Genomic DNA, 25,781 nt, shown 5'->3' on the forward strand with positions numbered 1-25,781 from the left:
GTAGTAAGTCATTAAAAATTTGTGCACATAATATCAAAAATGGTATGGCCTATATTCGTAATTTGGCCATACCATTTTTAGAGGATTTGCGTATAGTTTTCTCACCTTGTCCAGTAAAGTGAAATAATACCAGATATCGATTAATAAATCATAACTTTAAATGCTACGAGATTGAATATCCTCTAATGATTATTCGGTATCTTTCCATTTCTGAACTGTTGCTACCGTACCGTAAACGAAGTGTTTGTCAGAAACTTCATGGAATGAAGCGCTTTCATCTACTTCTTCATGTACATAAGGAATTCTCGTACGTCTCGATTCTGATAATGGATCCGGTAATGGAATAGCCGAGAGTAAGGATTTCGTATATGGGTGGACAGGAGAATGATAAATATCATCTGCTAATCCAATTTCAACGATTTTCCCACTGTACATAACGGCAATACGATCACTTATATATTTCACCATTGAAAGATCATGAGCGATGAATAGATATGTTAAGTTATGTTCTTTTTGTAGCTGTTTTAATAAGTTTACAACTTGTGCTTGAATCGATACGTCAAGTGCTGAAATTGGTTCGTCAGCAATGATAAAGCTTGGATTTAAGCTTAGCGCACGTGCAATACCAATACGTTGTCGTTGTCCGCCTGAAAATTCATGTGCATAGCGATTTGCATGCTCTTTATTTAGACCAACAGCTTCTAGTAATGAGGCTACTTTTTCACGACGCTCTTTTTTGTTTTTGTAAAGACCATGAATATCAAAGCTTTCACTAATAATTTCCCCAGCTGTCATACGCGGGTTAAGAGAGGCGTATGGATCTTGGAAAATCATTTGCATTTCACGATTGAATTGCTTCAATTCTTTCGCAGATTTTTTGCCATGTACATCTTTGCCATCAAAGATAACTTCGCCGCCTGTTATATCATAGAGGCGAATGATAGAGCGTCCTGTTGTTGATTTTCCACAGCCTGATTCTCCAACAAGTCCAAGTGTTTCACCTTCATAAATGTCGAAGCTAATACCGTCAACAGCTTTAATTGGGTTATTCGATGAGCCAAAGTGTTGTGTTAAGTTTTTGATTTCGAGTAGCTTTTTAGACATTCAATTGATCCTCCTTTGCCAAATAACCTTCAATACGCTTTGATACGGCTTCAGGAATTGGAATTTTAGGTGCATCGGGATGCAATAACCACGTTTTTGCAAAATGCGTTTCACTTATTTGGAACATTGGTGGTTCTTTTTCATAATCAATTGCTAGTGCAAATTCATTTCGTGCTGCAAATGCGTCGCCTTTTGGCGGATGGATTAAATCTGGTGGTGACCCTGGAATCGTACGTAATAATTCATCTGAATTACTATCAATATCTGGCATTGAGCCAAGTAAACCCCAAGTGTACGGATGCTTTGGATTGTAGAAAATTTCATTCACTGTCCCGTATTCAACGATTTGACCTGCATACATAACGGCAACACGGTCTGCGACATTCGCTACAACACCTAGATCATGGGTAATGAAGATGATTGATGTATTGCTTGTTTTTTGAATTTCCTTCATAAGTTCCAAAATTTGTGCTTGAATCGTTACATCAAGAGCAGTTGTTGGTTCATCGGCGATTAATAATTTCGGATCTGCTGCTAATGCAATCGCAATTACAACACGTTGACGCATGCCGCCTGAAAATTCATGTGGATACTGTTTATAACGTTTTTCTGGCATAGGAATACCTACTTGTGTTAGTAATTCAATAGCTCGCTTTTTTGCTTCAGAGCGTGAAATTTTCTTATGTTGTAAAATAACTTCCGTAATCTGTCTACCAATTCGCATCGTTGGATTTAAAGAAGTCATTGGATCTTGGAAAATCATCGCGATCTCATTGCCACGTACTTTTGACATTTGTTTATCCGAAAGGGGGATTAGATCACGACCATTAAATAGGATTTTACCAGATTCATATATGCCAGGAGGCTGTGGAATCAGCTTCATTAGCGCGTTACTCGTAACACTCTTACCGGAACCAGATTCTCCTACAATCGCAAGTGTTTCTCCTGCTTTTAATTCAAAATTGACACCGCGCACGGCTTGTACAATGCCCGCATACGTTTTAAAGTTGATTCTTAAATCTTGTACTTGTAAAATCGTATCACTCATTCTTGACACCCTCCTTATTTCCGTAATTTTGGATCTAGTGCGTCACGCAAACCATCACCAACTGCATTAAATGCGAAGATGGTTAATGAAATGAATATTGCTGGGAAAAATAGTCGCCAAGGCGCATTTGTGATTGCATTATTACCTTCAGATGCCATCGTTCCCCAGCTTGCTGTTGGAGCAGGAACACCTAAGCCTAAATAACTTAAGAATGATTCTGTAAAGATGGCTGTTGGAATCGTTAAAGTCATTGTTACTAAAATAGCGCCTAATGCGTTTGGGATTAAATGTTTAATAATTAAATGTTTTGTATTGGCACCTAAAGTTCTGGCAGCTAGTACGTATTCCTGATTTTTGATGGATAATACTTCACCACGTACGATACGGGCCATGTTAATCCAACCAGTAATCGATAGCGCGATAATCATTGGTACTAAGCCAGGCTGTAAAACAACTAATAGCACGATTACAACTAATAAGTACGGCACAGCTGTTAATACGTCAGCGATACGCATCATAATATTATCGACACGTCCACCTGCAAGGCCTGAAATACTACCCCATAGCACACCGATAATTAGATCAATGACCGCAGCAGTAATTCCGATGAATAGAGAAATACGTGCGCCTGCCCATACACGAACGAATACATCTCGTCCTAAATCATCCGTACCAAACCAATGTGTAGATGAAGGGGGAGTGTTATATAAACCTAGTTGTTCACGATAACTAAATTGTGAAAACATAGGTACGAAAGTGGCCATCAGTATGATGATGACTAGTGCAATTAAGCCGAAAATTGCTAATTTATTTTGAGAAAATCGTAAAAAAACTTCTTTCCAAAAGGATACGGATTTATCTGCAAGCTTTTCCGTTTCTTCATGTTTTCCTCCGACAATCTCAAACATTTCTTTATCTATTTTTTCAAATTGTTGTTGTGACATTATTTTTTCGCTCCTCTCAGCTTAATACGCGGATCGATAATGCCGTATAAAATATCTACGATAAATACAGCAAATAGAAGAATGATAGAATAGAACACCGTTGTACCCATAATGACTGTGTAGTCACGGTTCGTAATACTTTGTACGAAATGTTTACCAAGTCCTGGGATTGCAAAAATTTGTTCTACGATAAAACTACCAGTTACAACACCAGCAGTTAAAGGTCCAAGATATGTAACGACTGGTAAAAGGGCATTACGCAAAGTATGACGGAAAACGATTGTCCATTTTCCAATTCCTTTCGCTCGAGCCATTTTAACGTAATCACTGTTGTTTTGCTCTAGCATACTGGAGCGTGTTAGTTTAGCGATAAAACCCATATGCGACATGGCAATGGCAAGGGCAGGCAAAATACTATAGATAAATCCTTTCCATCCACTTATAGGGAATAAGCCGAGTTTATATGCTAATAAATATTGCATTAAACCTGCTAAAATAAAGGAAGGAACTGAAATACCAAGGACAGCAATTGTGGTGGATAAATAATCCGGAAAACGATTGTGGTATAGTGCAGAAATGACACCTAGGAGTATACCTAGACCTATAGCTATAAGCATTGCTTGAATACCTAAAGTTAAAGAGATTGGGAAGCCTTCTAAAATCATATCATTTGTAGAACGTGACTTATATTTCATGGACTCTCCAAAATCAAAAGTTACAGAATCGATTAAATAATCCTTATATTGAATATACCATGGGTTATCTAAACCATATTTCTCATTTAAACGTTCTTCAATTTGCGGTGGGAAATTACGTTCACTCGCAAATGGGCTACCAGGTGCCATTCTCATTAAGAAAAAAGTGGCTGTTATAATAACGAAAAGGGCAAGTACAATATACATTAGCCTTTTCACAATATAGTTAATCACATGAACATCCTCCTTTAAGTTGTCGATTGACAAACAGGTTAAAAAGTCTAAAAAAAGCTGTCCCATAAACCGAATGAACGGCAATGAGGCAGCTCTTTGCTGTTAGTAATAATGTCAAACTTTAATAAACGTTATTGTTTATACAGCTAGTTCTGCAATAATATTATTTAGTAATATCTACCCATTTAAGCTGTACGTTAGCAATCGGGTCAGGACCCATATCTTTTACCGATTCTTTTTTAACAGATAAGTTTGTGTAGTAATAGATTGGTGCAACAGGGAATTCTTTCATAGCAATTCCTTCAGCTTCTTTTAATATGTCAACACGTTTTTCATAATCTGTTTCAGCAACCGATTTTTTCATAAGTGCTTTATAGTCTGCATTTTCCCATCCAGTATCATTGTTGCCGTTATCGGCAGTTGAGAACATTTCAAGGAAAGTGTAAGGATCTCTATAGTCAGCATTCCATCCCAGACGTCCTACGTCATAATCTAATTTTGATAATTTATCTAGATATACTTGCCACTCTGCATTATCAATTGTTACATTGATACCTAAGTTTTTATGCCAACCTTCTTGAATGAATTGTGCAACAGCGGCATGTGCTTCACTAGTATTCATAGAAATTGCGATTTTGATATCAGATGCATTTTTAATACCAAGTTCTTTCATACCCGCTTCAAGTGCAGCTTTTGCACCTTCCATATCATTGTCTTTGTAGTAACCACGATCCTCTTCAAAACCAGCAATCGCACCTGGAATCATGCCAAGAGCAGGTTTTTGTTCACCTTTTGTTACGTTGTCAATTAAATCTTGACGATTCATTGCTAATGTTAATGCTTTACGAATGTTAGCGTTCTTAGTAAATTTACCTTTTGTGTTTAACTTATACCAATAAACTGATGAGACATCCATAATATTCAGTGTATTATTCTTTTTAAATTCATCAATTGAATCAAGCGCAACGTTTTGATAAGGAGGACCTAAATAATCAATTTCTCCAGCTTTAAATTTTTGTACAGCTACAGCTTCTTTTTCAACCATGCTGATATTAACTTGGTCAAGTTTTACAGTGGCTGCATCCCAGTAGTCAGCGTTTTTCTTTAATGTGACTGAAGTATCGTGTTTCCAATCATCAAAAGTAAATGGTCCGTTTGTTACATAATCCTTACCAGCTTCAGTGGACCAATCTTTGTTTGCTTCAGCTACTTTTTGGTTAACAGGCATATAAGTATAGAATGATGTTAATTCAAGGAAGTAAGGTGTTGGGTTTTCTAAAGTAACTTCTAACGTTTTTTCATCTACTGCTTTTACCGCAACATCATCAGCAGAACCTTTGCCTTTGTTATAAGCTTCGCCGCCTTTAACATAGTAAAGTTGAGTAGCATATTCAGAAGCATTGTCTGGATTTAGTGCGAATTTCCAAGCATATTCGAAATCGCCTGCAACGACTGGATCACCATTTGTCCATTTTGCATCACGTAATCTAAATGTGTAAGTCAATTTATTTTTACTAATTTTAATATCTTCTGCCATTGCATTTTCTGCTTTAGCTTCTTTGTTCAGACGAGTTAGTCCTTCAAAAACACTTGTTATTAGTGCACCAGAAGTACTATCTGTAACTAACTGTGGATTCATTGAAGGTGGCTCTGAAGGAATCACCAAATTTAATTCTTTTGTTTTAGCTTTGTCTCCGCCATCTTTTCCTTTGTCGTCATCCTTAGAAGTTTCGCCACCGAAGTTACAAGCAGCTAGCACCAAAGAAATCATTGCCAAAAAAGTTAACAATAAATAATTCTTCTTTTTAGTCATTTAAATCCCCCTTGTTTTTAGTAATAAGCCTTTGTGAGAAGCTCACTTTCAATATAACAAAAAAATAATGTTAGATAAACAAATAAATTACATAAATATATTTTCATAGATATCATACTATTAAATAACAATTATGTTTAATTCAATACACTAGTATAGTGAAGTAGAAATATAATAAATTTTTATCTTTTTTTTAAGAAAGGGAATGTTAATCATATAAATTTGAAATAAGACTTAAACGATTTTTAATTTACGTCATTAATAGAAAATTATTTATATTCAAAAAATAAGTCTAAAGTAACAGCTTATTTCATCTTGTTTTCGTTACTTTAATAGGTGTTTTTTTGTGAAATGATCTATAATTAGTATATGAATGTAGTCAATTAGTTATGAGTTAAGTGAATGTTATTTTATATTTCCGATAATATGCTAATTTGATATGATGAATCAGGTGTGTTGATTAGGGGAGTATTAGGTTGTTATTTACCGTTAAAAAAATTTTTTTGTTCAATACTAACGTATGTTACTACATTTTTTAGTTGATTGTAGCGGAGGGTGCTCGACTCCTGCGGGAAGCGGCTCGGTGCTTGCCCGCGGAAAGCGAGCATCCCGTAGCGGAAATCAACCTACCACTTTAATAGTAATGGTTGAAATTGGTTAATCAACACGCCTAATGATGAATTAAAGAGATGTGGTCCATTATCATTATTTTTGCTATTCTTGGAAACAGGTAAATTGAAAAATGGAATTATATTCAAGATGTTATAAAAGAAGAAGAAAATGCATTAATTGCTTCTAAATAAAAATCTAAATAGGAGATGACTATTTTGTCGAAATTACTTACTCCCATTTTATTTTTACTAGCAGGCTTCGTCAATTTGTCGATATTCCTTTATCGAGCGCTAGTTTTGGATCATGGATTTTCACCTAAGACTATAGTTTTTATCGTTGCTTGCATTTTTTTAATTGTATTTTGTGTTAGGGAAATTCAAAATGTAAGAAAGTATAATAAAGGAACTAAGAACTAGGGTATTAACTAGAAATGGTTAAGTGCTCATAATACTCGCAATTAACCATTTCTTAAAATGAAGTGATAGGAGGTAGTAATATGACTAATCATAAAGTAGTGATTATAGATTTTATACATAATGGACCGCAAACTTGCTTTGTAAAATTTTCTGGTTTTGACGGTGATAATAATAATGAATATGAAGGTATGGTACGTTTTGTAGGAGAGATGCCATATGGTGATATCATTCATCCAACAAAAAGTGAGCTATCTAATGACTGTAGAGAATTTTTAAAAGACTATTTATTGGATAAATATCAACTGGGCGAATTTAATGAATAAGGAGGGTTTTGATTCTGAAAACACCATTTATATAGGAAGGTTTTGCAGTTTTTCAACCATTTTAAGAACAATTATAAGCAAGATAACAGTTGCTGTAACAGAATTCGCTACGAATGCTAAAATTGCAGCAGCTTATAGGATCAACATTCCAGATACTATTGAAGACAAAATGCGACATTATATGAAATTAATAGTGTCGTGCAAGAACGAAGTGGCTAGTATTAGAGCTCCAAGCGTTGATATAAAGGTTTAAAGTATAATCATTTAACCTTAAAAACCTATCTCCTTCTTTTATAAAGAGGAGAATAGGTTTTTTTGTCTTTTTAATGAAATTTTTGGTAACTACTATTATTTATCTCCCGTATACTATATTATATATAATTATCTAAATAAATAGAATTTTTATGAAATTAATCACGACATTTATCATAATTTTGCAATAAAGATAAAAATGATTTGAGATGATGGGAGAGGCTATTTTTTGAATAAGTTAAAACATATTAAAATTGGTATGAAATTTACTACTTTGCAAGTGGGCGTAATTGTATTTTTATGTATCCTCATAACAATCGTAGCGAAATGGCAAATTGAACAGTCGTTGATGGTAACATTTGAAGACCAGGTAACTGAGGCATCTGTAATGGGGGCGACCGTTGTAAACGATCGTTTCAAAGGAGATTGGGCAGTAAAAGATGGCGAGCTGTATAAGGGGGAACATAATTTTACGAACGAAACTGAATTAGTTGATGAAATAGGCAAAACTATGAGTGGTGTAGTAACGATATTTAAGGGAGATACTCGTATTGCAACAAATGTACAAGTAGACGGAAAACGTTCAGTTGGCACACAAGCCTCTAAAACTGTCATCGATCAAGTACTCGAAAAGGGAAATACCTATATAGGAGTAGCAGATGTAGTAGGAACAAGCTACGTAACAATCTATAAACCTTTAAAGGATACCTCCGGTGAAATCATTGGGATGTGGTCTGCAGGGGAACCTCTTACGAAGATTGATGAAATTACTATGGACGTTTTAACAAAAATAATATTAGCTTTACTAATAGGTGGATCCATTGCTATAATTGGCAGTATTTTATTAACGCGTGCACTTGTGAAACCAATCGCTAAAATCAATCTCCAGTTAAAAAACATTGCGCAAGGTGAGGGTGATTTAACGCAGGAACTTGCCATCACTACGCATGATGAAACAGGTGAATTAGCGCAATCCTTTAATCAAATGCTAGGGAGCTTACGTAAAATGATGCAGCAAGTTGGGGATTCAGCAGTACATGTTGCCTCAGCTTCAGAAGAACTATCTGCAAATGCTGAACAAACAACTGATGCGACAGGCCAAATTGCGCAATCGATTCATGAAATTGCAGATGGCGCTGAAATCCAAGAAAGCGGAGCTCATTTAAGCTTTCAGGCAATTGAAGCAGTTCGTATCAATTTACAACAAGTCGTCGACCAATCAACTACAGTTTCAAATGTTGCGAAAGAAACGAGTAAAGAAGCACAAAATGGAAATGATTCTTTGCAAAAAGTGATTAACCAAATGGATGTAATAAATAATGCTACAACAAATGCTGCCGTATCCATAGATCAATTAGGCAAGCAATCAAAAGAAATTGGTAATATTGTAGAAGTCATTAAAGCCATTTCAGAGCAGACAAATTTATTAGCTTTAAATGCTGCTATTGAAGCAGCGAGAGCTGGGGAGCACGGAAAAGGCTTTGCCGTCGTTGCTGATGAGGTGAGAAAGCTAGCGGAGCAATCAAAAGTCTCGGCAGCGCAAATTATGGAATTGATTTCTCAAACGCAACAAGGGATGGACAAAGCCGTAAAAGCAATTGAGCTTGGTGCCAAGGAAACAGCTTCAGGTATGTTAGTTGTTGAAGAAACAAAACAAGGATTTGGGAAGATCATGCAATCCGTTAAACAAGTATCAGAAAGAATTCAAGAAGTGAGTTCGATCGCAACAAATATGCACGATACTGTTCAAAATGTCCATGCATCGGTAGAAGATACATTGAATATTGCGAAAAACTCAACAAGCACAACCCAAATCGTTGCCTCAGCATCAGAAGAGCAACTAGCTACTATGGAAGAAATTACATCATCAGCTGAAACAATGTCTAAAATGGCAGAAGAGCTACAGCAATTAGTGAACCAATTTAAATATTAATCATGCCAACCCTCTACATTTCGTAGGGGGTTTTCTGTAAGATAGAAAAAAGGAGGGGACCTTTATGACAAGAGGTATTTTCATAAGTATTCGAATAGCCTTTTGTAATCTCATAAAATTACAGGAAAAGGTCAATGAGTTTTGTTCGAAAATTCCAAACAAACCTATAATTTTGGATTTATGAACCAGCGCCTACTTCAGATCATAGGCAACGGCGATCAACTATTCAATGATTGTCATACAAAATTTACATATGCGTATCCTGTTTTAAATTTACAAGAGCTAGTTAAACCAATTTTATTGAACACTTTTAAAGGAAAGTAGCATTTCACACCACCACAAGGCTTTGCAAATTGTTCTAGTATCCAGAATTAGATATTTATTTAAAAAATAATGCACAGTGGCAAGAAATATTTTAACCAGACTGTGAAAAAGGAGTTCAAGCTATGAAGAACCTTGAATATGATAACGTAAATACATTTATAAAGCCGCTTTACTTTATAGGAATTTGTATTGTAATTGGAGGGTGTATGGCTAGTCGGAATTTTTCAAGTAATGCAGGTGAACTATGAGTGATTTTAGAAATCGCAAACGAGGAAAGAACATATGGTCCACTTTTAAATAGAGCTGAAGTCAATGAATATTTGGGAATTGATGATTCAACATTTGCAAGGTTAACTAGGCACAGTGGCGATACTTATAAGGCATACCTTATTTACAAGTAGACGAGGTATATTTAAAGTTTAGATACCTGGTTAAAGAATATAGATACCTATTTAAAAATGTATGAATAAAAAAGAGCTAGCACATGCCAGCTCTTAATCCTTCTCAATATTTTCAGCCTTGGCTTTTAATCGAAATTCTTTGATCAAATAGGTGATAAAAGCGATACAAGCAATTGTTACTGTAAGGTATAAAGTGGCAAGGGGATACGATTTAGTCGCGTATTTAACTAGTGCTTGGTTACCAAAAAATATCGTTAAAACAACAACAACCGTTATACAAAATGGGTTTAATAAATAGGGCACAATTTTTGACATGATGTTATGGAGCTCCTTTAACTAATCGATCATATAATTCAATTCTATCATATGGATCGTTATTCTAATATTAAAATCCTTATTAAAAAATCACCATGATTAGAAATAAATGAAATAGAGGGAAACAAAATGAGTATACAATTAATTGCATTAGATATGGATGGCACGACTTTAACACCTGCTTTACAGTTAACAAAAAAGACAATTGAGACCATTAAAAGAGCGATAGACCGCAATGTAGAAGTTGTCATTTGTACTGGAAGGACACTTGATGAATTAGAAGACGTCTTTTTACACTTACCATTTGTGAAATATGTAATAGCGGGAAATGGATCAGCGGTGTGGAACTTAGCTACCAAGGAAAAAATATACGAAAATACTTTATCACTCAAACAAACAATGCAAATTCTGCAATTGTTAGAGCAGATTGATCTACGCATTGAAGCATTCGCGGATGGTAAAGTGTATATTAGACAACATTGCTACGATCGACCTGTGGAGTATGGGGCAGGTGAATTTGCACACTTTATAATTAAAACACGTACACCCGTACCGAATATTCATGATTTTATTACTGAACGCAATTTACCGATCGACAAATTTAATTTGTATTTTAAAAAGGTAGAGGAACGGGCTGCTATGTGGAATCAACTAGAAAAGCTTGGCTACAGCATTACTACTTCGTTTCAGCAAAATGTTGAGGTCAATTCAAGTACGGCCAATAAAGGCAACGCATTAAAAGAGTTAAGCTCTTCATTGAATATGACATCTGAAAATGTCATGGCTATTGGAGATGCTATGAATGATTTGTCGATGCTGAAATTTGCTGGACTACCAATTGCTATGGGAAATGCAGTTCCTGCTGTTAAAGAAATCGCTCAATATATTACAGATACCAATAGCGATGAAGGCGTTGCAAAGGCAATTGAAAAATTTATATTAAAATAATGATGAGCACACAGGTGAAATTCATTTGTGTGCCTTTTTTATTAAGACTATGTTACATTTCAATGGTGTTTAAATAAAAGCCGTAAACGTTTATAGAATCTATGCTTTTTGAATTTATAAGCTATGTATCTTTGAAAGTTCTTCTTTAAATATTGCACATTGTTTGATAAATGTTTCCCAATCAACTAAAATAGTGGTTTCCATTTTTAAATCCGCTTTAATTAAAGCGTTATTTACTATCTTAGCTTTTTCAATATCTTCCTTTGACCATTCAGCAATAGCGTAAACATCGTTATTTGGAAGTTGTTGCAAAGTATTAGCTATAGTGACTAACATAGTAAGTTCTTCTTTATTCAATACTTTTGAAGGAAACGTATACGATGTAGTTCCATACCATAAATCATCAATGATTATTTGTAATTTATTTGAAATTAGCTGTGGATTTTCCCAGTTTTCATCTTCTTGAAAGGCTATAATTCCTTGTAATTCAACAAGTGATGATTGCGTGTTGTCCAGGAAGTATTGTTTTTGATGCCACTGATTTAGATATAAAACATATCCTAAAGAAATGATTAAGACAGCTACAAGACTACTTAATATAATCGTTGTTTTAGTTAAATTTTTCATAGTCATCCTCCTCGTATAGGAGTATTATACTGCACAACCCGTAAATATCCCAAATCATCTTATAATGTGATCATTTTCATTTGCGCAGAAAATTTCTTTAAATAGAGTGATATGTTCGTGTAAATCAATAACAAAAATTAGTTTTTACATAGTCTACTTTAAATAAACGGATGTATACGGCTATCATTTGCTATAATAAGCTTATCAAGTACTGTTTGATAGGGAGATTGAATCATGGAGATATTTTCACTTAGTGGACCGAGCGGAACAGGGAAAAGTTCGGCTGCAATTGAGTTTGCACATATACATCAAATTGAAGCCATTATCGATGATGGCCTACTTATTGTTAATGGTGAAAAGGCAGCGGGTACATCTGCGAAATTTGAGAAGTCGGTTTTTAAGGCTGTAAAGCGAGCAATTTTCATGGATTCTGATCATTTACGGGATGTACAAGAGGCTATTGATCATCATCAACTTCAGAAATTATTACTCATAGGTACTTCTGATAAAATGACGATGCAAATTGCAGAGCGACTTAATCGCGGAGAAGTGGCTCATTTTTATTACATTAGTGATTTACGTTCTTCTATTGAGATGAAGCTTGCGAAGTTTATACGTAAAACGGAAGGTAAGCATATTATGCCAATTCCAGTCAAGCAAGTCGAGCAAAATTTCTTTAAACGTTTTATCCAAAAGGGTGTTGAAATTTTCACATCAAAGCGTGAGAAAATTGGAGAAACGACAATTGTACAGCCAGATTTTCATGATGAAACGATTGTCATTCAAAAAAGAGCGTTCACAGATATCGTAAAAATTACTTGTGATCTGAGCCCGTATATTGCGAGATGCAACAAAATTCACTATCATCATCTGCCTTTACCGATGGTACATATTACAGTTATTTTGAACGGTCCAATCGATTATTCAGTTCCAAACGCTATGCTTACATTACAAAAAGAAATCGCCAAGCAATTTGATAAACATTTTGACTTGGAATTAGCAGAAATCCGAATGACAGTTAATCAAATACAGATGAGTTGAGGTTTTAATAAAAATGATTTATAAAATAATAAGTATGTTAGGTAGTATCCTTGTTGCAGCTATCGTATTTACTGTTGTAGATTCAGCACTAAATATATGGTTGAAGATTTTCTTAGTTCTTGTTATTGCACTTTGTTATATATGGCTTTACATTAAAATGGATAGTATTCGGTCGAAAGAGAAAGTGAGTGAGAGACAATAGTTATAAAAGAAGAAGCAGTCAAGTTATAAATATTGACTGCTTCTTTTTTATGCATAAAAATTTGGAATTTCGATACTTTCTTGAAAGATGCTTCAAAACGTTCAATTTGTATTTAATAGCTATATTAGGTGTGTTGATTAGGGGAATATTAGGTTGTTATTTATCGTTAAAATGGTTTTTTATGTTCAATAATAATGTATGTTACTACATTTTTTAGTTGATCGTAGCGGAGGGTGCTTGCCCGCGCCTGTAACTATATAGGTAAAATGTAACTATAAAATGTATTATATATGTAATGATGTTGATTGAAATGAATTATAAAAACGCCGTTTATATTCCAGAAAACTCAGTCTCACATTTTTTATTTAGTGATTCTCGTTCTGCAATCATATGGTTATTTATTCGACTTTATGTGGGGTATTGTTGGCTGAAGGCTGGATGGCGGAAGGTACAAAGTGATGCGTGGACGGGGAAAAACGCCGGAGCGACTCTCGAAGAATTTTTGAAAGGTACACTTGCAAAATCAGAGGAAACGGCGGATATGGCTGGATAGTATGCTACTTTTCTTGAAAACAATGTGCTTCCAAATGCAAAAATATTCTCGTTTGTCGTCGATGTATGGTGAATTGTTAGTAGGTTTGGTTTTCGGTTTTATTGACAGGGATTGCCGCTTTTTTGTGTGCTTTAATGAATGCCAGTTTTTTGTTTGCTGGAACACTTAGTACAAACCCAATCCTATTTATCCTTGCGACTTCGTTAGTACTTACTTGGAAAGTTGATGGATGGTATGGATTAGATCGATGGGCACTTCCGTTATTAGGAACACCTTGGAATAGGAAAAAGAGTAGTAGTGAGGTACGAGGTTATGGAACTATTCAAGATTGTAATAAGACTAGGTACCTTATTTTTTTGCCAGAACATAGAAGCAGTCAAGTGCTTATAAAACAAAAAATGATGGACTCCAATAATTTCAACCATTTTCTTTAACTCCAGTTACCAAAGATATAAACAACAAAAGAATTTCACGTTAATTCTAATGTGCTTAAAAATAAGAACAAACGTAATCTATTGAAGGTTCCTTTTAAAGACAAAAGTATACTTGTTCACTTGGATTAACAGAGAAATTATGGGCATCAGAAGAGAAAAAGTAAGGGGTTTATAGTCTACTTTTGCGAGTGTATTTACTAACCAAAAAGCTACAGTAACTATAATATTATTCTATTCGCTAAACTGCGCCATATTTTCTGTATTAATAAGCGTATATTCTACATCTACATGCTTCAAGAAATAAAGATTTACTAATTGAAAAAGTGTGATGCTGTATGATCTTTACCTAGAGAATTAGTAGGTTATGGAATAGGTTGCTCTGTTTTATTCTCTCAAGAATTGATGAACTAAAGTACAAGTCAAGAATTGTGGGTAAATGAGTGGAGAAATTATTTTACCCACAATATTTGAAGATATTGTTACAACGAAATTTTGCATCGCTTTTTTGGGGCATTTATAGAAGGTTTTATATTAACTAATAAATCAAAAAAAAAAAAATTGACATGATTATTAAAATCTATTAATATTAGCACCAACATAAATAAAGTCTATCTTATTAATAGCCGTTGAGACGAGGGGTCGAAGATACGGTGGCAAACCAATTTGGTTCAAAGTGAATCAGATCATGGGTGCCCAACCTGAGCGCAAAGCATTTTGTTTTGTGAACGATAAGAGGATAAGCAGCTGATATTAATCGAAGCTTTCCTTTGGTTGGAGGAGAGCTTTTTTTGTGCCTAAAAAATGTGTTTATTTGTTAGGAGTGTTTAATGTTGGTTGAAAAAATTTTATTTACTTCAGAATCTGTATCAGAAGGACATCCAGATAAAATCGCAGATCAAATTTCTGATGCTGTGTTGGATGCGGCTCTTGAACAGGATCCATTATCTAGGGTGGCATGCGAAGTGTTTGATACAACAAACACGGTAATAGTAGGCGGTGAAATCACCACTACAGCTATTTTAGATATTGAGAAAATCGCACGTGATACATTAATTGAAATTGGTTACATCGATGATCGCTTCGGAATAGACGGACGTACTTGTGATGTACAAGTATTGGTCCACACGCAATCTCCTGATATTGCGATGGGTATTGATTCATCAAGTGATACTAAGGCAATTGGGGCTGGTGACCAAGGTATTATGTTTGGCTATGCGACTGATGAAACGAAAAACTTAATGCCATTACCGATTGAAATGGCACATACACTTGTGAAAAAAGCATCACAGTTAAGAAAAAACGGAGCGTTTAAATGGGCACGACCAGACATGAAATCACAAGTAACAATCGATTATACAAATCCTAAGGAGCCAAGAATTGACACCATTTTAATGTCTATTCAGCATGATGGGGATTTTGATAAAGATATATTTGAAAATTATGTAATAGAGAACATTATTAAAGAGACTGCAAGAGAATTTAATCTAAATCAATCATTTCGAATTTTGATTAACCCAACTGGACGATTTGTTGTTGGAGGTCCTCATGGCGATGCTGGTTTAACTGGGCGTAAGATTATTGTAGATACGTATGGAGGAGCTGCACGTCATGGAGGCGGCGCATTTTCTGGTAAAGATTGCACGAAAGTTGACCGTTCAGCTGCATATGCAGCCCGTTATGTAGCAAAAAATATCGTTGCTGCGGGATTGACAAAAAAATGTGAAATTCAGTTGTCCTATGCAATTGGAGTGAGTGAACCTATTAGTATTGCTATCGAAACATTTGGAACTGAAAAAGTACCACATGAGCAATTACTGCGTGCAATTCGCCGAATTTTCAATCTAACACCAGATGGAATCATCAATATGCTGAACTTGCGTAAGCCTCAATATAAACAGGTGGCTGCCTATGGGCATTTCGGCAGAAGTGATCTTGATGTTCCGTGGGAAAGAACGGATAAAGTAGAGGAACTAAAACAAGTATTAGCAACTTATGAATTTGCTGGAGTAGGACAATGATGAACGATGTACAAGAGCTTGTTGCCAAGAGCAATACTTTGGTAGCTCAAGATAGGATGCCTTTATTTGAGGCATTAGTGCAATATGTCCAGCAAGATGTCACACCATTTGATGTACCTGGTCATAAAATGGGCGCACAAATGAATTCTTTGAAAATGGTTCTCGGGGAAATGACCATGCGAATGGATGTTAATTCCATGAAAGAACTTGATCTATTAAGTCATCCGCAAACTGTTATTAAACAAGCTCAGGAGTTGGCTGCGGAAGCTTTCGGCGCGGATTATTCATACTTTTTAGTTAATGGAACAACTGTAGGTATTCTGGCAATGATTATTGCCACTTGTAAGCCTGGAGATACTATATTGGTACCGAGAAATGGCCATAAATCTGTTATGAATGGGCTTATTCTAAGTGGAGCAAAACCAGTATTTATAAGACCAGAAGTCGATCACCATTTTGGTATTTCACATGGTATTTCAATAGCCAATGTAAAAAAAGCAATGTATGAACATCCCGAAGCGAAGGTTTTGTTTATTACTTATCCGACATATTTTGGCTCTATGAGCGATTTGCAAGAAATTTGCTGCATCGCCCATGAGCAGGATATAACAGTCATTGTTGACAGTGCACATGGAGCTCATCTTGGCTTTATGTCAGACGAATTGATAGACCCGATGTCCGCAGGGGCAGATGCGGTAACTGTAAGTATGCATAAAACAGGTGGATCTTTAACTCAAAGTTCTATGCTACTCCTCAAGAAAGACAGGATAGCACCAGATAAAATACAAAAAGTATTAAATATGTTGCAGACAACGAGTGCAAATTACTTGTTGATGAGTTCTTTAGATGCGGCCCGAAGAGAAATAACGCTTTATGGAAAACAGCGGTACAGTGATTTAAAGCCAGTTGTAGATGAAGCAGTGAAAGCGATTGAATCGGGTTCATGCTATGAAGTTTTGAAAGCTCGTTACTTAAAGGAACATTTTAATCAATCGTATGACTGGACAAAATTAGTCATACGAGTAAATGGTATCGGATTAACTGGTTTCGAGGTTTATACTGTTTTAAAAGAAAAGTACGGAATTCAGATGGAGTTGGCAGAAGGTTATGTAATTATGGCAGTAATTACTAGTTCCGATACGAAAGAATCGATTGGCAAGCTTGTTTTTGCTTTAAAGGACATTGAAAAGAACTTAGGTAAGAGTACAACGGTTATATCAACCTATGTAACAGCTGATCAAGTTAACGAGCTGGTTTTAAGTCCACGGGAAGCTTACTATGCTGAACATGAGTCGATCGCAATTGAAGCTGCTATTGGTAGGATAAGTGCAGACTCTTTGATGATCTATCCGCCAGGTATTCCTCTTGTTATTCCAGGAGAATTGATCTCTCATGATGTTCTTCAGCAATATCGTTATTATTGTCAGACATTAGGGAATGTTCTAACGGAAGCCAAAGAAGCAAATCATATTACAGTAATCAAGGAGGAAGCGTAAATGGGTTTAGAATTATCAACTTTAGGGAGACATGTTTTGATTGAGTTTTATGGCTGTCCAAGTGAAATAATTGAGAACAATGCATCGATTGAAAAGTATATGAGGGGAGCGGCAGATTACTCTGGTGCAACGATTGTTGAGTCGGTTTTCCATCATTTCAATCCATATGGCGTTTCAGGTGCGGTCATTATTGAAGAATCACATTTGACGATCCACACATGGCCAGAATATGGTTTTGCTTCTGTGGATGTGTATACTTGCGGCGATTCAGTAAATCCATGGAAAGCAGCAGATTACTTATTTGAAAAGCTGCAAGCTACAAAAACAGAATCTTTCGAAATTCCACGTGGCATGGCTGATAAAATACGCCAATTTGCTGAGAGAGAAATCGAGCAAATTCAAGTAAAAACAGAATTAGAAGGTGTTAAGTAATGAATTGGTATACAGAACAGTGGAGTAAAGAATGTAAATTTTCAATTGCTTATGAAAAAGAATTATACAGTGAAAAAACCCCTTTTCAACAAATTGATTTTTATCAAGGAACAGAATTTGGTACATTTTTCACTTTAGATGGTTTGATGATGGTAAATGAGAAAGATGAATTCATTTACCATGATATGATCGTACATCCTGCTTTTGCGACAAATCCAGGTATTAAAAAGGTGCTAATTATTGGTGGTGGAGATGGCGGAACAGCGCGTGAAGTGCTGCGTTATCCGACAGTGGAAGAAGTGGTCATGGCAGAAATTGATGAACGTGTTTTCCGTTTATGTCAGCAGTATTTACCGGTTACTGCAAGCGGTGTTGAAGAAGACAGCCGTATGAAGCTACATTTTGAGGACGGCTTGGAATATGTAAGGAATGCACCTGATCATTCTTTTGACTTAATTCTAGTAGATTCTACAGATCCGATTTCAGTCGGTGAAGGGCTCTTTACAACTGAATTTTATAAAGAATGTTATCGCGTTTTAAATGATGAAGGTATATTAATTAATCAGCATGAATCACCTTACTTTGAAGAATATGCTACTAATATGAAAAAGGCACGTAAGAAGATTAAGAGCATTTTCCCAATTACGAACGTTTACCAATACCATATGCCAACTTATCCTTCTGGCCATTGGCTGTTTGGCTTTGCATCTAAATCCTTTGATCCAATTAAAAACTTGGATGCCGAAGCTTGGGGGAAATTTGGTCTTAAAACGAAATACTATAATACAAATCTACATGTTGGCGCGTTCGGGTTGCCAAATTACGTAAAGGAGGCTCTTGAACGTGAGGAATAAAGCTATGAATGTTAGCACCTTTATCGGCTGTGAAAAATCTTATAGCGAAGCAGAAATTGTGTTGTTTGGAGTACCGTTTGACGGTACAACGAGTTTTCGTCCAGGAACCCGTTTTGCGATGCAAGCTATTAGACCAGATTCTTATGGGCTAGAAACCTATTCACCTTACTTAGATAAAGATATAGAAGATGCAGCGATTTTCGATGGCGGTGATTTGGACTTGCCTTTTGGAAATCCGGCTAAAGTTTTAGATCAGATTTTTGAGTACAGCCAAGAAGTGTTGGCAGATGGAAAGAAATTTCTTATGGTTGGTGGAGAGCATCTTGTCAGTTTGCCTACTATTAAAGCAGCGTACGAAAAATATCCAGATTTACACCTTATTCATATAGATGCTCACACAGATTTACGTGAGGATTATTTAGGAGAAAAACTCTCGCACGCATCGGTTATTCGCCGTTGCCATGAATTTCTTGGAGACGACCGTATTTTTCAATTTGGCATTCGCTCGGGTCTGAAGGAAGAGTTTACCTGGGCAAAAGAACATACGCATCTCGAACGTTTTTCCCTTGAAACTCTAAAAGAGAAGATACTTGAAATGCAAAATGTGCCAGTCTATATTACGATTGATTTAGATGTACTTGATCCAGGTATTTTCCCTGGAACTGGAACACCAGAACCTGGTGGAATTACGTATCGTGAATTGCTAGAAGCTATAAAACAATTTCAAGAGCTAAATCAAATTGTTGCAGCTGATGTTGTAGAACTATCACCACCTTACGATCCATCAGGGGCATCTACAGCAATTGCTTGTAAAACGATTAGAGAACTTTTACTTACACTTGCAGAATAATAAAATATGAAGTTGAGTTAGTTGTTTAGATTTTTTAGTAACCAATTCAACTGACTATAGTGCTTTCTTATTCCATTAAGAGTGTTGCAATAAAAAGGCGTTTTAAATTGAAAAATGATCTCATTTTTTATAGAGCTGTATACTAAAACACAGAGAATAATCCATTTTGAAGTCATATTTTTCAAAATGGATTCTTTTTATTTCCCCTTAATATTGGGGTTCTTGGAGAGCCATCGATCTATATTTAAAAATAACACCGTTTTCATGAAGTTCTACTTAAAATTGAAGGAAGTGGATTGATGGAATAGATATACTTGTAGAATCATACTAAAAGAAGGTGACTCAGTAAGGTCTTTAAGCCGTCTTATTTTCAATTAACTGCACTTCAAGGATTATTTCAGTAAATGTTTCACTAGTTCAATCAAAAAACGCAACGATGAAAGAGGCATTTTATAATGGAAAGAGAAGTAAGTGTCTAGTTGGTTCTTTAGATCTTATAAAAGAGGTGTCGATTTGGTAAATACAAAATCAGATGCTTCGACGAGAGGATGTTGTTGATTTGAAATAAAGTTTGTTCGTTTATAAAAAAGTTGTACCGTTTTGAAAAAAGATTGATCAAAATCTCAATGTTTTATAGACCATAATGTAGTTTAATCAAGGTTTGTAAGCTATTTCTATCCAATTTTGTTACAAATTTACAAGTGTTGCATAAACTACGTGAAGATGAGGAACAAGCACATAAATATATTGATGTGCGTTTAAATTATATTCGCTCGACAGCTGACAGTCTTTCCATTATTGGTATTTCAGGAATTGGTAAAACTACTGCAATCGAGCGCCTATTATTGATGTATCCACAAGTGATTAAACATGAAGTATACGAAGAACAGCCGTTTAATCGTACACAAATTGTTTGGCTCAAAATTGATTGTCCTTATGACGGGAGCCTTTCAACAATTTGCAAGAGCTTTTTTAAAGCAATTGATGATTTACTAGGTACACGTTATTTAGAGAAGTTTGGCTATTTAAATTGTGTTACCTATATTAGCAAACTTAATCAAGTTAAGGGATGGCCTATGTGGAATGATATAAAAACATATTGTGAAATCAAATCAATAGACTTGTATTCTGTAGCATATGATCTGAATTTTGATCTATTAGATTAAATTTTTGTAGTAGTAAAAATGAAAGGTGAACAAACTTTTTTATAAAATATATCGAATAGTAATAAGAGGGGGAGACTCGTTTTAATCAAACTTTATTCCAAACTAACACATATCATCAAATTAACATATAATATAAATAAAAAAATTGGTATTAATATAATATTAAGGTAACAATTAACATTTAAAGGATGGAACTTCATTGAAGAAAATAATATTAATTATGGTTAGCCTTGGTTTAATAGGATTTGGTATTTATTCAGTCAGTACAAAAATATATTTTGAACCTCCAATGCCAAAAGTGACTATAAAAGATACTAAGATACCCACTACTCAAGGCTCATATTGTTGGAAAGTTATTGGAATGGGTCGTTGTGTAGATAAAGTTTATGCATCCCCTTTTGAAATGGGTCAGGAACATACGCCAGTTGCAGTACAACCAAATTCTAAAATAGATATTCAGTTTAACAGTGAACCATTGCCAGGAAGCCTTGTAGTTGAAGAATGGGTGAACGAAAACACAAGTGATAATGTAGAAATTAAAGATAATAAAATTACAGTACCTTCACAAAAAGGAATTTATATTTATCACATTACGTCTAACTGGCAACAAGAGATAGCAGTTATGCTATTTTCAATAGAAATCGAATAAATATTATTGTTTCTATATCTTTTTCTGCGAAAAATTCTGAATATACTAAAAACTGTTCGATTTATTTACCTAGAAATGATATGTTATTTTAGTAAATAAAAGGTTCATCACCAAAAGTCGGGGATGACAAAATTAACGTCCGGTTTCCAAGCGAAATCGCAGGAAGAAATGGGCGTCGTTTCGATACCCAAAACTCCGTCTTTTGATGAGCTTAATTTTATTATTGGTGCCTTCCATTATGCCTGACGAAGCAGCTGTTCGTTTGGATGCATACAAAAAGAATGTTCATCTTTTAAGTGGAGATGTTTGGCGATAGTTTGTGAAAAAACGATTTTTCGTCAAACTCACGGAATAAAAATTGACCTGTATCTGAAGATAATTCGCCGCCATCGTTGGATAATTTCAGTCGGCGGTTGAAATGAAGCGTCGTTTGCGGTAATCTACTCATTAGAAGAATCCTTTCTATTGGTTAGTTCTTAGTCGATTTAACCTTAACAGAAGTGGATTCTTTTTTCACTTTTTAAGTGGAGTAGAAAAACCCACTGAAAACCTGACTCATCAGCTTTTCAGTGAGTTTTTCTGTTGATTGGTGAATAATCTAGGTATAAGTAAAGCAATCACCAATGTCATAAACTCTTGAGATCTAATATTATTGTAGATTTAGAATAAAGATTGATAATTTATAACAAAGATTGATAAAAAATAACCTCTTCAGGTATGATGCCTGTAAGAGGTTATTTCTTTAATAATTTTTTAGTTTAGGAGAGAACAACATGGAAGTTTTTGCAGAGTATTTAGCACAGATTGATAACCCGCAACATCGGGAACGAACGGAAGAAGTTTTGGCTTGGGTAGCTAAGACATTTCCAAATTTAAAGCCAAAGATTGCGTGGAATCAGCCTATGTTTACCGATCACGACACATTTATTATTGGCTTTAGCGTAGCCAAACAACATTTGGCTGTTGCCCCTGAAAGTGCAGGGATTAATCATTTTTCTGATGAAATTGTGCAGGCTGGCTATGATCACACGAAGCAGTTGATGCGTATCCAGTGGAATAGTCCGGTTGATTGCTCATTACTTGAGAAAATGATTGAGTTTAATATTTTCGATAAGGCAGACTGTTCAACTTTTTGGCGAAAATAAAAAATCGGATTATTAAGGGTTCAATTAATTTTAATCAAACTTTATTCTAAACCAACAGATGTTACCTGTAGTTTTTCTAAAAGAGCTATTGATCATTAGAAAAGAGTAAACCAACGCATTATTACAAACATATTGTATATCATGGTGCCGGACATGCAATAGGCAAAAGGAATACCAAATGTTTTTATAAATCAAGGCAATAAAAAAGACACCACTTCTGCTAGCTTAGATTCATGGAAAACAACTATAGCATTTTTATCAACAGAGTGTAGAGACTTTAACCAAGGAAAACAGTACAAATTCCTCTGGAGAGAAAAATTTAATTACCCCTAAGGCAACACTAGTGAACCAGTCTACTATTTTCCAAAATGAAGGTTTAGCCGGTTTTATGTATCGAGGAGGGCAGTCATTAGAAGTGAAAATCACAAATAAAGGAACTACTTACTTTAAGTGGGTACTCATTACTCCCGACGGTTCTCGTTTCCATACTGGGACGCTTCAAGAAGGTAAAGTTATGAAGTGGAATTACCCGGATGTGGATACCCCTAATGGATTTTATTCTCTCTATGTTTATAACGCAGGAGGGGAAGGTATTGTTGAATTATTTCCCAGAAATATCGAATTTAAATAGTAAAACCTAGTACATATGATTGTATAAAAAACCTTCTATTAATAAGGGGCTGACACCCTGCCTCAAACAGGGTGTCAGCCCCAAAGAAGGTATTTTTTTATTCTTCTGTTTTATGCAGTTGACGTGCGAATTTAGCTGGTCGTTTTTCTACGAATGCGCTAACACCCTCTGGAAAGTCTGTGGCATCTACAAATGGAGTGGATCCTTTCCATAAATCCGGTGCCGAATCCACGCATTCCTGTACAGAGCGTTTGACAGCAAGTAGTGAGGCTGGAGACATAGAGCCGACTAATTTACCCATGCGTATAGCGTAGCGATCTAAGTCTTTTTCAGCAACTAAATAGTTTAGCATACCAACACGATACGCTTCGTCAGCTTTTAGTATACGTCCTGTATAAACTAAATCTTTCGTCATACTTGGACCGATTAAGTTTACTAGACGTTGAGCAAATTTGTTGTTTAGTGTGATGCCTAATTTACCAACTGGGATGCCTAGTTTTGCTTTGTCCGAACCGATACGAATATCGCAAGCAAGTGCTAATTCAAGGCCAGCTCCCATTGCGGGTCCATTAATAACACCAATCGTTGGAATCGGTAAATGCTCGATTGTTGAAATGGTTTTTTCCATATGAATAAAAGCTTCTTCCGCTTTTTCAAGAGAAATAGAGTGGAATTCTTTAATATCAGAGCCAGCAGTGAACTGTTCACCGTAACCACGGATAATAAGTACGTTGTTTTTTGGATTTTCTAATGTTTGCAGCGCAATTTTACGTAGTTGATCCCACATATTAGCCGTTAACGCATTTTTTGCTTGTGGGCGATGAATGGTAATAATGGCTAAACCAGCTGTTTCTTGATAAACAATTTTGGCATCCTCTGCCTCAAGTCGTGTAGTTGTAACCTTCATAAAAATCCCCCTAAAATCAATGCTTTCTTCTATTATAGTACAGATAAATGCTGTTGTATTCCAAGTTGCTGAAATTGCACGAAAATACTAATTATTTGCAAGAAAAGCATGCGAAACATAGAAAAATTCCTTTCTCTCATTAATGAACAATAGAAAAACCGCTCTATTTGATTTCCATCAAATAGGACGGTTGATTTTACTTTTTCGGTAATGACAAAAAGGCGATGATGGCACCAGTTGTACTTGTTAACATAATGATGCCCATTGGCCAGGCATTCATCTCACCTGCAATGCCAACTAATGGTGAGACAATGGCACCACCGATAAACGGTAATAGGCCAAGTAAAGCTGAGGCACTTCCTGCATTATTACCTTGTTTTTGCATACTAAGTGAAAAAGCGGTTGTCGCAACGATACCGACTGTCGAAACAATGATGAATAATGATAACAGTATAAAGGCAAGCGGTAGCTTAAAGGCAATGACAGTTACTAATAGTAGACTGCCTGTAAAAGCAATTAAGATCCCAGCAAAAAGTAATTTAATTTCCGCGACTGTTTGCGCTAATTTTCCTGTCAATTGTGAGGCAATAATTATACCTATGCCGTTAAATCCAAAAAACAGTGAAAAGGCTTGAGGTGAGAGGCCGTATATTTTTTGCAAAACAAAGGGAGAACCTGCTATGTATGCAAACATGGCTGTCATAATAAAGGCTTGTGTTAGAGCTAAACCCATAAAGGAACGATCTTTCACTAAGCCTCCAAATGTTTTGACAGTAGCGAAAACACCGCCTGTCGCTCTGCGTTCAATTGGCAATGTTTCTGGTAAAATAGTGACGACGCAAACAAACATGATTAGTCCAATGATTGCTAAAACGATAAAAACGATTGGCCACGGTGCAAATTTTAATACCATACCACCAAAAATAGGTGCTAGAATTGGCGCCGCACCGTTCACTAATGCTAATAAAGCGACAAACTTCGTTAATTCTTTCCCGTCGTACATATCTCTTGCTGAAGCTCTAGCAATTACAATTCCCGCAGCTCCAGAGAAACCTTGCATAAAGCGTAACCCAATTAGCATCCAAATATTGCTGCTAAAGGCGCACAGTAACGAGGCAATCGCATAGATAATTAATGTGAAAAGTAGAGGTTTTCTACGCCCCTTTATATCACTTAATGGTCCGAAAATCAGCTGACCGAAAGCTAAACCTAATAAGCAAGCTGTTAAACTTAACTGTGCAAATGATGTGGTCGTACCTAAATCAGTTGCGACCGTTGGTAAAGAGGGTAAATACATATCCATTGAAAGTGGACCAAATGCTGTCAATGAACCTAAAATGAGCACGATCCATGTTTTAGAAATCGCACGCTCACTTAATGCTGTTTTTTCCATACTACATCTCCTTCAAAAAAT

23 protein-coding genes and 4 pseudogenes are annotated in these 25,781 nt (G+C 35.6%); 16 read left to right on the forward strand and 11 right to left on the reverse strand.

Features of this window, described 5'->3' with window-relative positions; all coding sequences use genetic code 11:
• Positions 1-189: 189 nt before the first annotated feature.
• From JFL43_RS09890 to JFL43_RS09910, 5 genes are all read right to left on the reverse strand, one after another.
• Positions 190-1,104 carry an ABC transporter ATP-binding protein gene (locus JFL43_RS09890; protein ID WP_200748927.1) on the reverse strand — a complete coding sequence of 305 codons (915 nt, stop codon included), beginning with the start codon at positions 1,102-1,104 and terminating at the stop codon, positions 190-192.
• A complete protein-coding gene (locus JFL43_RS09895; RefSeq protein ID WP_200748928.1) occupies positions 1,097-2,152 on the reverse strand; it encodes an ABC transporter ATP-binding protein in 1,056 nt (351 codons plus the stop codon). Before JFL43_RS09895 ends, JFL43_RS09890 begins: the two co-directional genes overlap by 8 nt.
• 14 nt (positions 2,153-2,166) lie before the next feature.
• Positions 2,167-3,096 carry an ABC transporter permease gene (locus JFL43_RS09900; RefSeq protein WP_200748929.1) on the reverse strand — a complete coding sequence of 310 codons (930 nt, stop codon included), beginning with the start codon at positions 3,094-3,096 and terminating at the stop codon, positions 2,167-2,169.
• Positions 3,096-4,025, reverse strand: coding sequence for an ABC transporter permease (locus JFL43_RS09905; RefSeq protein WP_200748930.1), 930 nt, complete (start codon positions 4,023-4,025; stop codon positions 3,096-3,098). Before JFL43_RS09905 ends, JFL43_RS09900 begins: the two co-directional genes overlap by 1 nt.
• A gap of 163 nt (positions 4,026-4,188) precedes the next feature.
• A complete protein-coding gene (locus JFL43_RS09910) occupies positions 4,189-5,838 on the reverse strand; it encodes a peptide ABC transporter substrate-binding protein (RefSeq protein ID WP_200748931.1) in 1,650 nt (549 codons plus the stop codon).
• A gap of 1,108 nt (positions 5,839-6,946) precedes the next feature.
• Here JFL43_RS09910 and JFL43_RS09915 point away from each other — a divergent pair.
• From JFL43_RS09915 to JFL43_RS23045, 4 genes are all read left to right on the forward strand, one after another.
• Complete coding sequence (locus JFL43_RS09915; protein WP_200748932.1) at positions 6,947-7,189, forward strand: hypothetical protein; 243 nt, start codon at positions 6,947-6,949, stop codon at positions 7,187-7,189.
• A complete protein-coding gene (locus JFL43_RS09920; RefSeq protein WP_200748933.1) occupies positions 7,182-7,442 on the forward strand; it encodes a hypothetical protein in 261 nt (86 codons plus the stop codon). The genes JFL43_RS09915 and JFL43_RS09920 overlap by 8 nt, the downstream gene beginning before the upstream one ends.
• Positions 7,443-7,670: 228 nt before the next feature.
• The gene (locus JFL43_RS09925) at positions 7,671-9,374 is read left to right on the forward strand and encodes a methyl-accepting chemotaxis protein (RefSeq protein WP_200748934.1); all 1,704 of its coding nucleotides are present in this window, start codon (positions 7,671-7,673) and stop codon (positions 9,372-9,374) included.
• A gap of 446 nt (positions 9,375-9,820) precedes the next feature.
• A complete protein-coding gene (locus JFL43_RS23045) occupies positions 9,821-9,946 on the forward strand; it encodes a hypothetical protein (protein ID WP_267907780.1) in 126 nt (41 codons plus the stop codon).
• A 246-nt stretch (positions 9,947-10,192) separates the two neighbouring features.
• Here the strand turns inward: JFL43_RS23045 and JFL43_RS09930 are convergent, their stop codons facing one another.
• Positions 10,193-10,414: a hypothetical protein gene (locus JFL43_RS09930; RefSeq protein ID WP_200748935.1), complete on the reverse strand. Its 222-nt coding sequence runs from the start codon at positions 10,412-10,414 to the stop codon at positions 10,193-10,195.
• 129 nt (positions 10,415-10,543) lie between these two features.
• Here JFL43_RS09930 and JFL43_RS09935 point away from each other — a divergent pair, with 129 nt between their 5' ends.
• Complete coding sequence (locus JFL43_RS09935) at positions 10,544-11,362, forward strand: Cof-type HAD-IIB family hydrolase (RefSeq protein ID WP_200748936.1); 819 nt, start codon at positions 10,544-10,546, stop codon at positions 11,360-11,362.
• Between the two features lie 114 nt (positions 11,363-11,476).
• Here the strand turns inward: JFL43_RS09935 and JFL43_RS09940 are convergent, their stop codons facing one another.
• Positions 11,477-11,989, reverse strand: coding sequence for a hypothetical protein (locus tag JFL43_RS09940; RefSeq protein ID WP_200748937.1), 513 nt, complete (start codon positions 11,987-11,989; stop codon positions 11,477-11,479).
• Positions 11,990-12,223: 234 nt separating this feature from the next.
• On the opposite strand from JFL43_RS09940, the gene JFL43_RS09945 reads away from it, so the two are divergent.
• The 9 genes and pseudogenes from JFL43_RS09945 to JFL43_RS09985 all read left to right on the forward strand — a co-directional run bounded on the left by JFL43_RS09945 (position 12,224) and on the right by JFL43_RS09985 (position 21,684).
• A complete protein-coding gene (locus JFL43_RS09945; protein ID WP_200748938.1) occupies positions 12,224-13,030 on the forward strand; it encodes a nucleoside/nucleotide kinase family protein in 807 nt (268 codons plus the stop codon).
• A gap of 512 nt (positions 13,031-13,542) precedes the next feature.
• Positions 13,543-14,072 (forward strand): annotated as a pseudogene (locus JFL43_RS09950) (DoxX family protein); the annotation flags it as partial.
• Between the two features lie 974 nt (positions 14,073-15,046).
• The gene (gene metK, locus JFL43_RS09955) at positions 15,047-16,237 is read left to right on the forward strand and encodes a methionine adenosyltransferase (protein WP_100797088.1); all 1,191 of its coding nucleotides are present in this window, start codon (positions 15,047-15,049) and stop codon (positions 16,235-16,237) included.
• The gene (locus tag JFL43_RS09960; protein WP_234447711.1) at positions 16,234-17,733 is read left to right on the forward strand and encodes an aminotransferase class I/II-fold pyridoxal phosphate-dependent enzyme; all 1,500 of its coding nucleotides are present in this window, start codon (positions 16,234-16,236) and stop codon (positions 17,731-17,733) included. Before metK ends, JFL43_RS09960 begins: the two co-directional genes overlap by 4 nt.
• Entirely contained in the window at positions 17,734-18,165 is a 432-nt protein-coding gene (gene speD / locus JFL43_RS09965) for an adenosylmethionine decarboxylase (protein ID WP_100797089.1), read from the forward strand. It begins immediately after the preceding gene.
• Positions 18,165-19,019 (forward strand): polyamine aminopropyltransferase, encoded by an 855-nt coding sequence (gene speE / locus JFL43_RS09970; protein ID WP_200748939.1) that lies wholly within the window; start codon positions 18,165-18,167, stop codon positions 19,017-19,019. The genes speD and speE overlap by 1 nt, the downstream gene beginning before the upstream one ends.
• Before the next feature lie 4 nt (positions 19,020-19,023).
• Positions 19,024-19,869, forward strand: a complete 846-nt coding sequence (gene speB / locus JFL43_RS09975; RefSeq protein WP_234447718.1) for an agmatinase — start codon at positions 19,024-19,026, stop codon at positions 19,867-19,869.
• Between the two features lie 698 nt (positions 19,870-20,567).
• Positions 20,568-20,909: pseudogene (locus tag JFL43_RS09980) on the forward strand (ATP-binding protein); the annotation flags it as partial.
• Positions 20,910-21,234: 325 nt separating this feature from the next.
• Positions 21,235-21,684 carry a hypothetical protein gene (locus JFL43_RS09985; protein ID WP_200748941.1) on the forward strand — a complete coding sequence of 150 codons (450 nt, stop codon included), beginning with the start codon at positions 21,235-21,237 and terminating at the stop codon, positions 21,682-21,684.
• Positions 21,685-21,816: 132 nt separating this feature from the next.
• Here the strand turns inward: JFL43_RS09985 and JFL43_RS09990 are convergent.
• Together JFL43_RS09990 and JFL43_RS09995 are read right to left on the reverse strand one after the other, a co-directional pair.
• Positions 21,817-21,933 (reverse strand): annotated as a pseudogene (locus tag JFL43_RS09990) (transposase); the annotation flags it as partial.
• A pseudogene (locus JFL43_RS09995) lies at positions 21,927-22,132 on the reverse strand (transposase); the annotation flags it as partial. The pseudogenes JFL43_RS09995 and JFL43_RS09990, both read right to left, overlap by 7 nt.
• Positions 22,133-22,457: 325 nt before the next feature.
• Between JFL43_RS09995 and JFL43_RS10000 the strand changes: the two are divergent.
• Positions 22,458-22,829, forward strand: coding sequence for an iron chaperone (locus JFL43_RS10000; RefSeq protein WP_200748943.1), 372 nt, complete (start codon positions 22,458-22,460; stop codon positions 22,827-22,829).
• A 343-nt stretch (positions 22,830-23,172) separates the two neighbouring features.
• Complete coding sequence (locus tag JFL43_RS10005; protein WP_200748944.1) at positions 23,173-23,460, forward strand: hypothetical protein; 288 nt, start codon at positions 23,173-23,175, stop codon at positions 23,458-23,460.
• A 97-nt stretch (positions 23,461-23,557) separates the two neighbouring features.
• Here the strand turns inward: JFL43_RS10005 and JFL43_RS10010 are convergent, their stop codons facing one another.
• Both JFL43_RS10010 and JFL43_RS10015 read right to left on the reverse strand, forming a co-directional pair.
• The gene (locus JFL43_RS10010; RefSeq protein ID WP_200748945.1) at positions 23,558-24,367 is read right to left on the reverse strand and encodes an enoyl-CoA hydratase/isomerase family protein; all 810 of its coding nucleotides are present in this window, start codon (positions 24,365-24,367) and stop codon (positions 23,558-23,560) included.
• A 196-nt stretch (positions 24,368-24,563) separates the two neighbouring features.
• The gene (locus JFL43_RS10015; protein ID WP_100797092.1) at positions 24,564-25,760 is read right to left on the reverse strand and encodes a multidrug effflux MFS transporter; all 1,197 of its coding nucleotides are present in this window, start codon (positions 25,758-25,760) and stop codon (positions 24,564-24,566) included.
• Positions 25,761-25,781 lie beyond the last annotated feature (21 nt).

Source organism: Viridibacillus soli, assembly GCF_016612995.1.
GTDB lineage: Bacteria > Bacillota > Bacilli > Bacillales_A > Planococcaceae > Viridibacillus > Viridibacillus soli.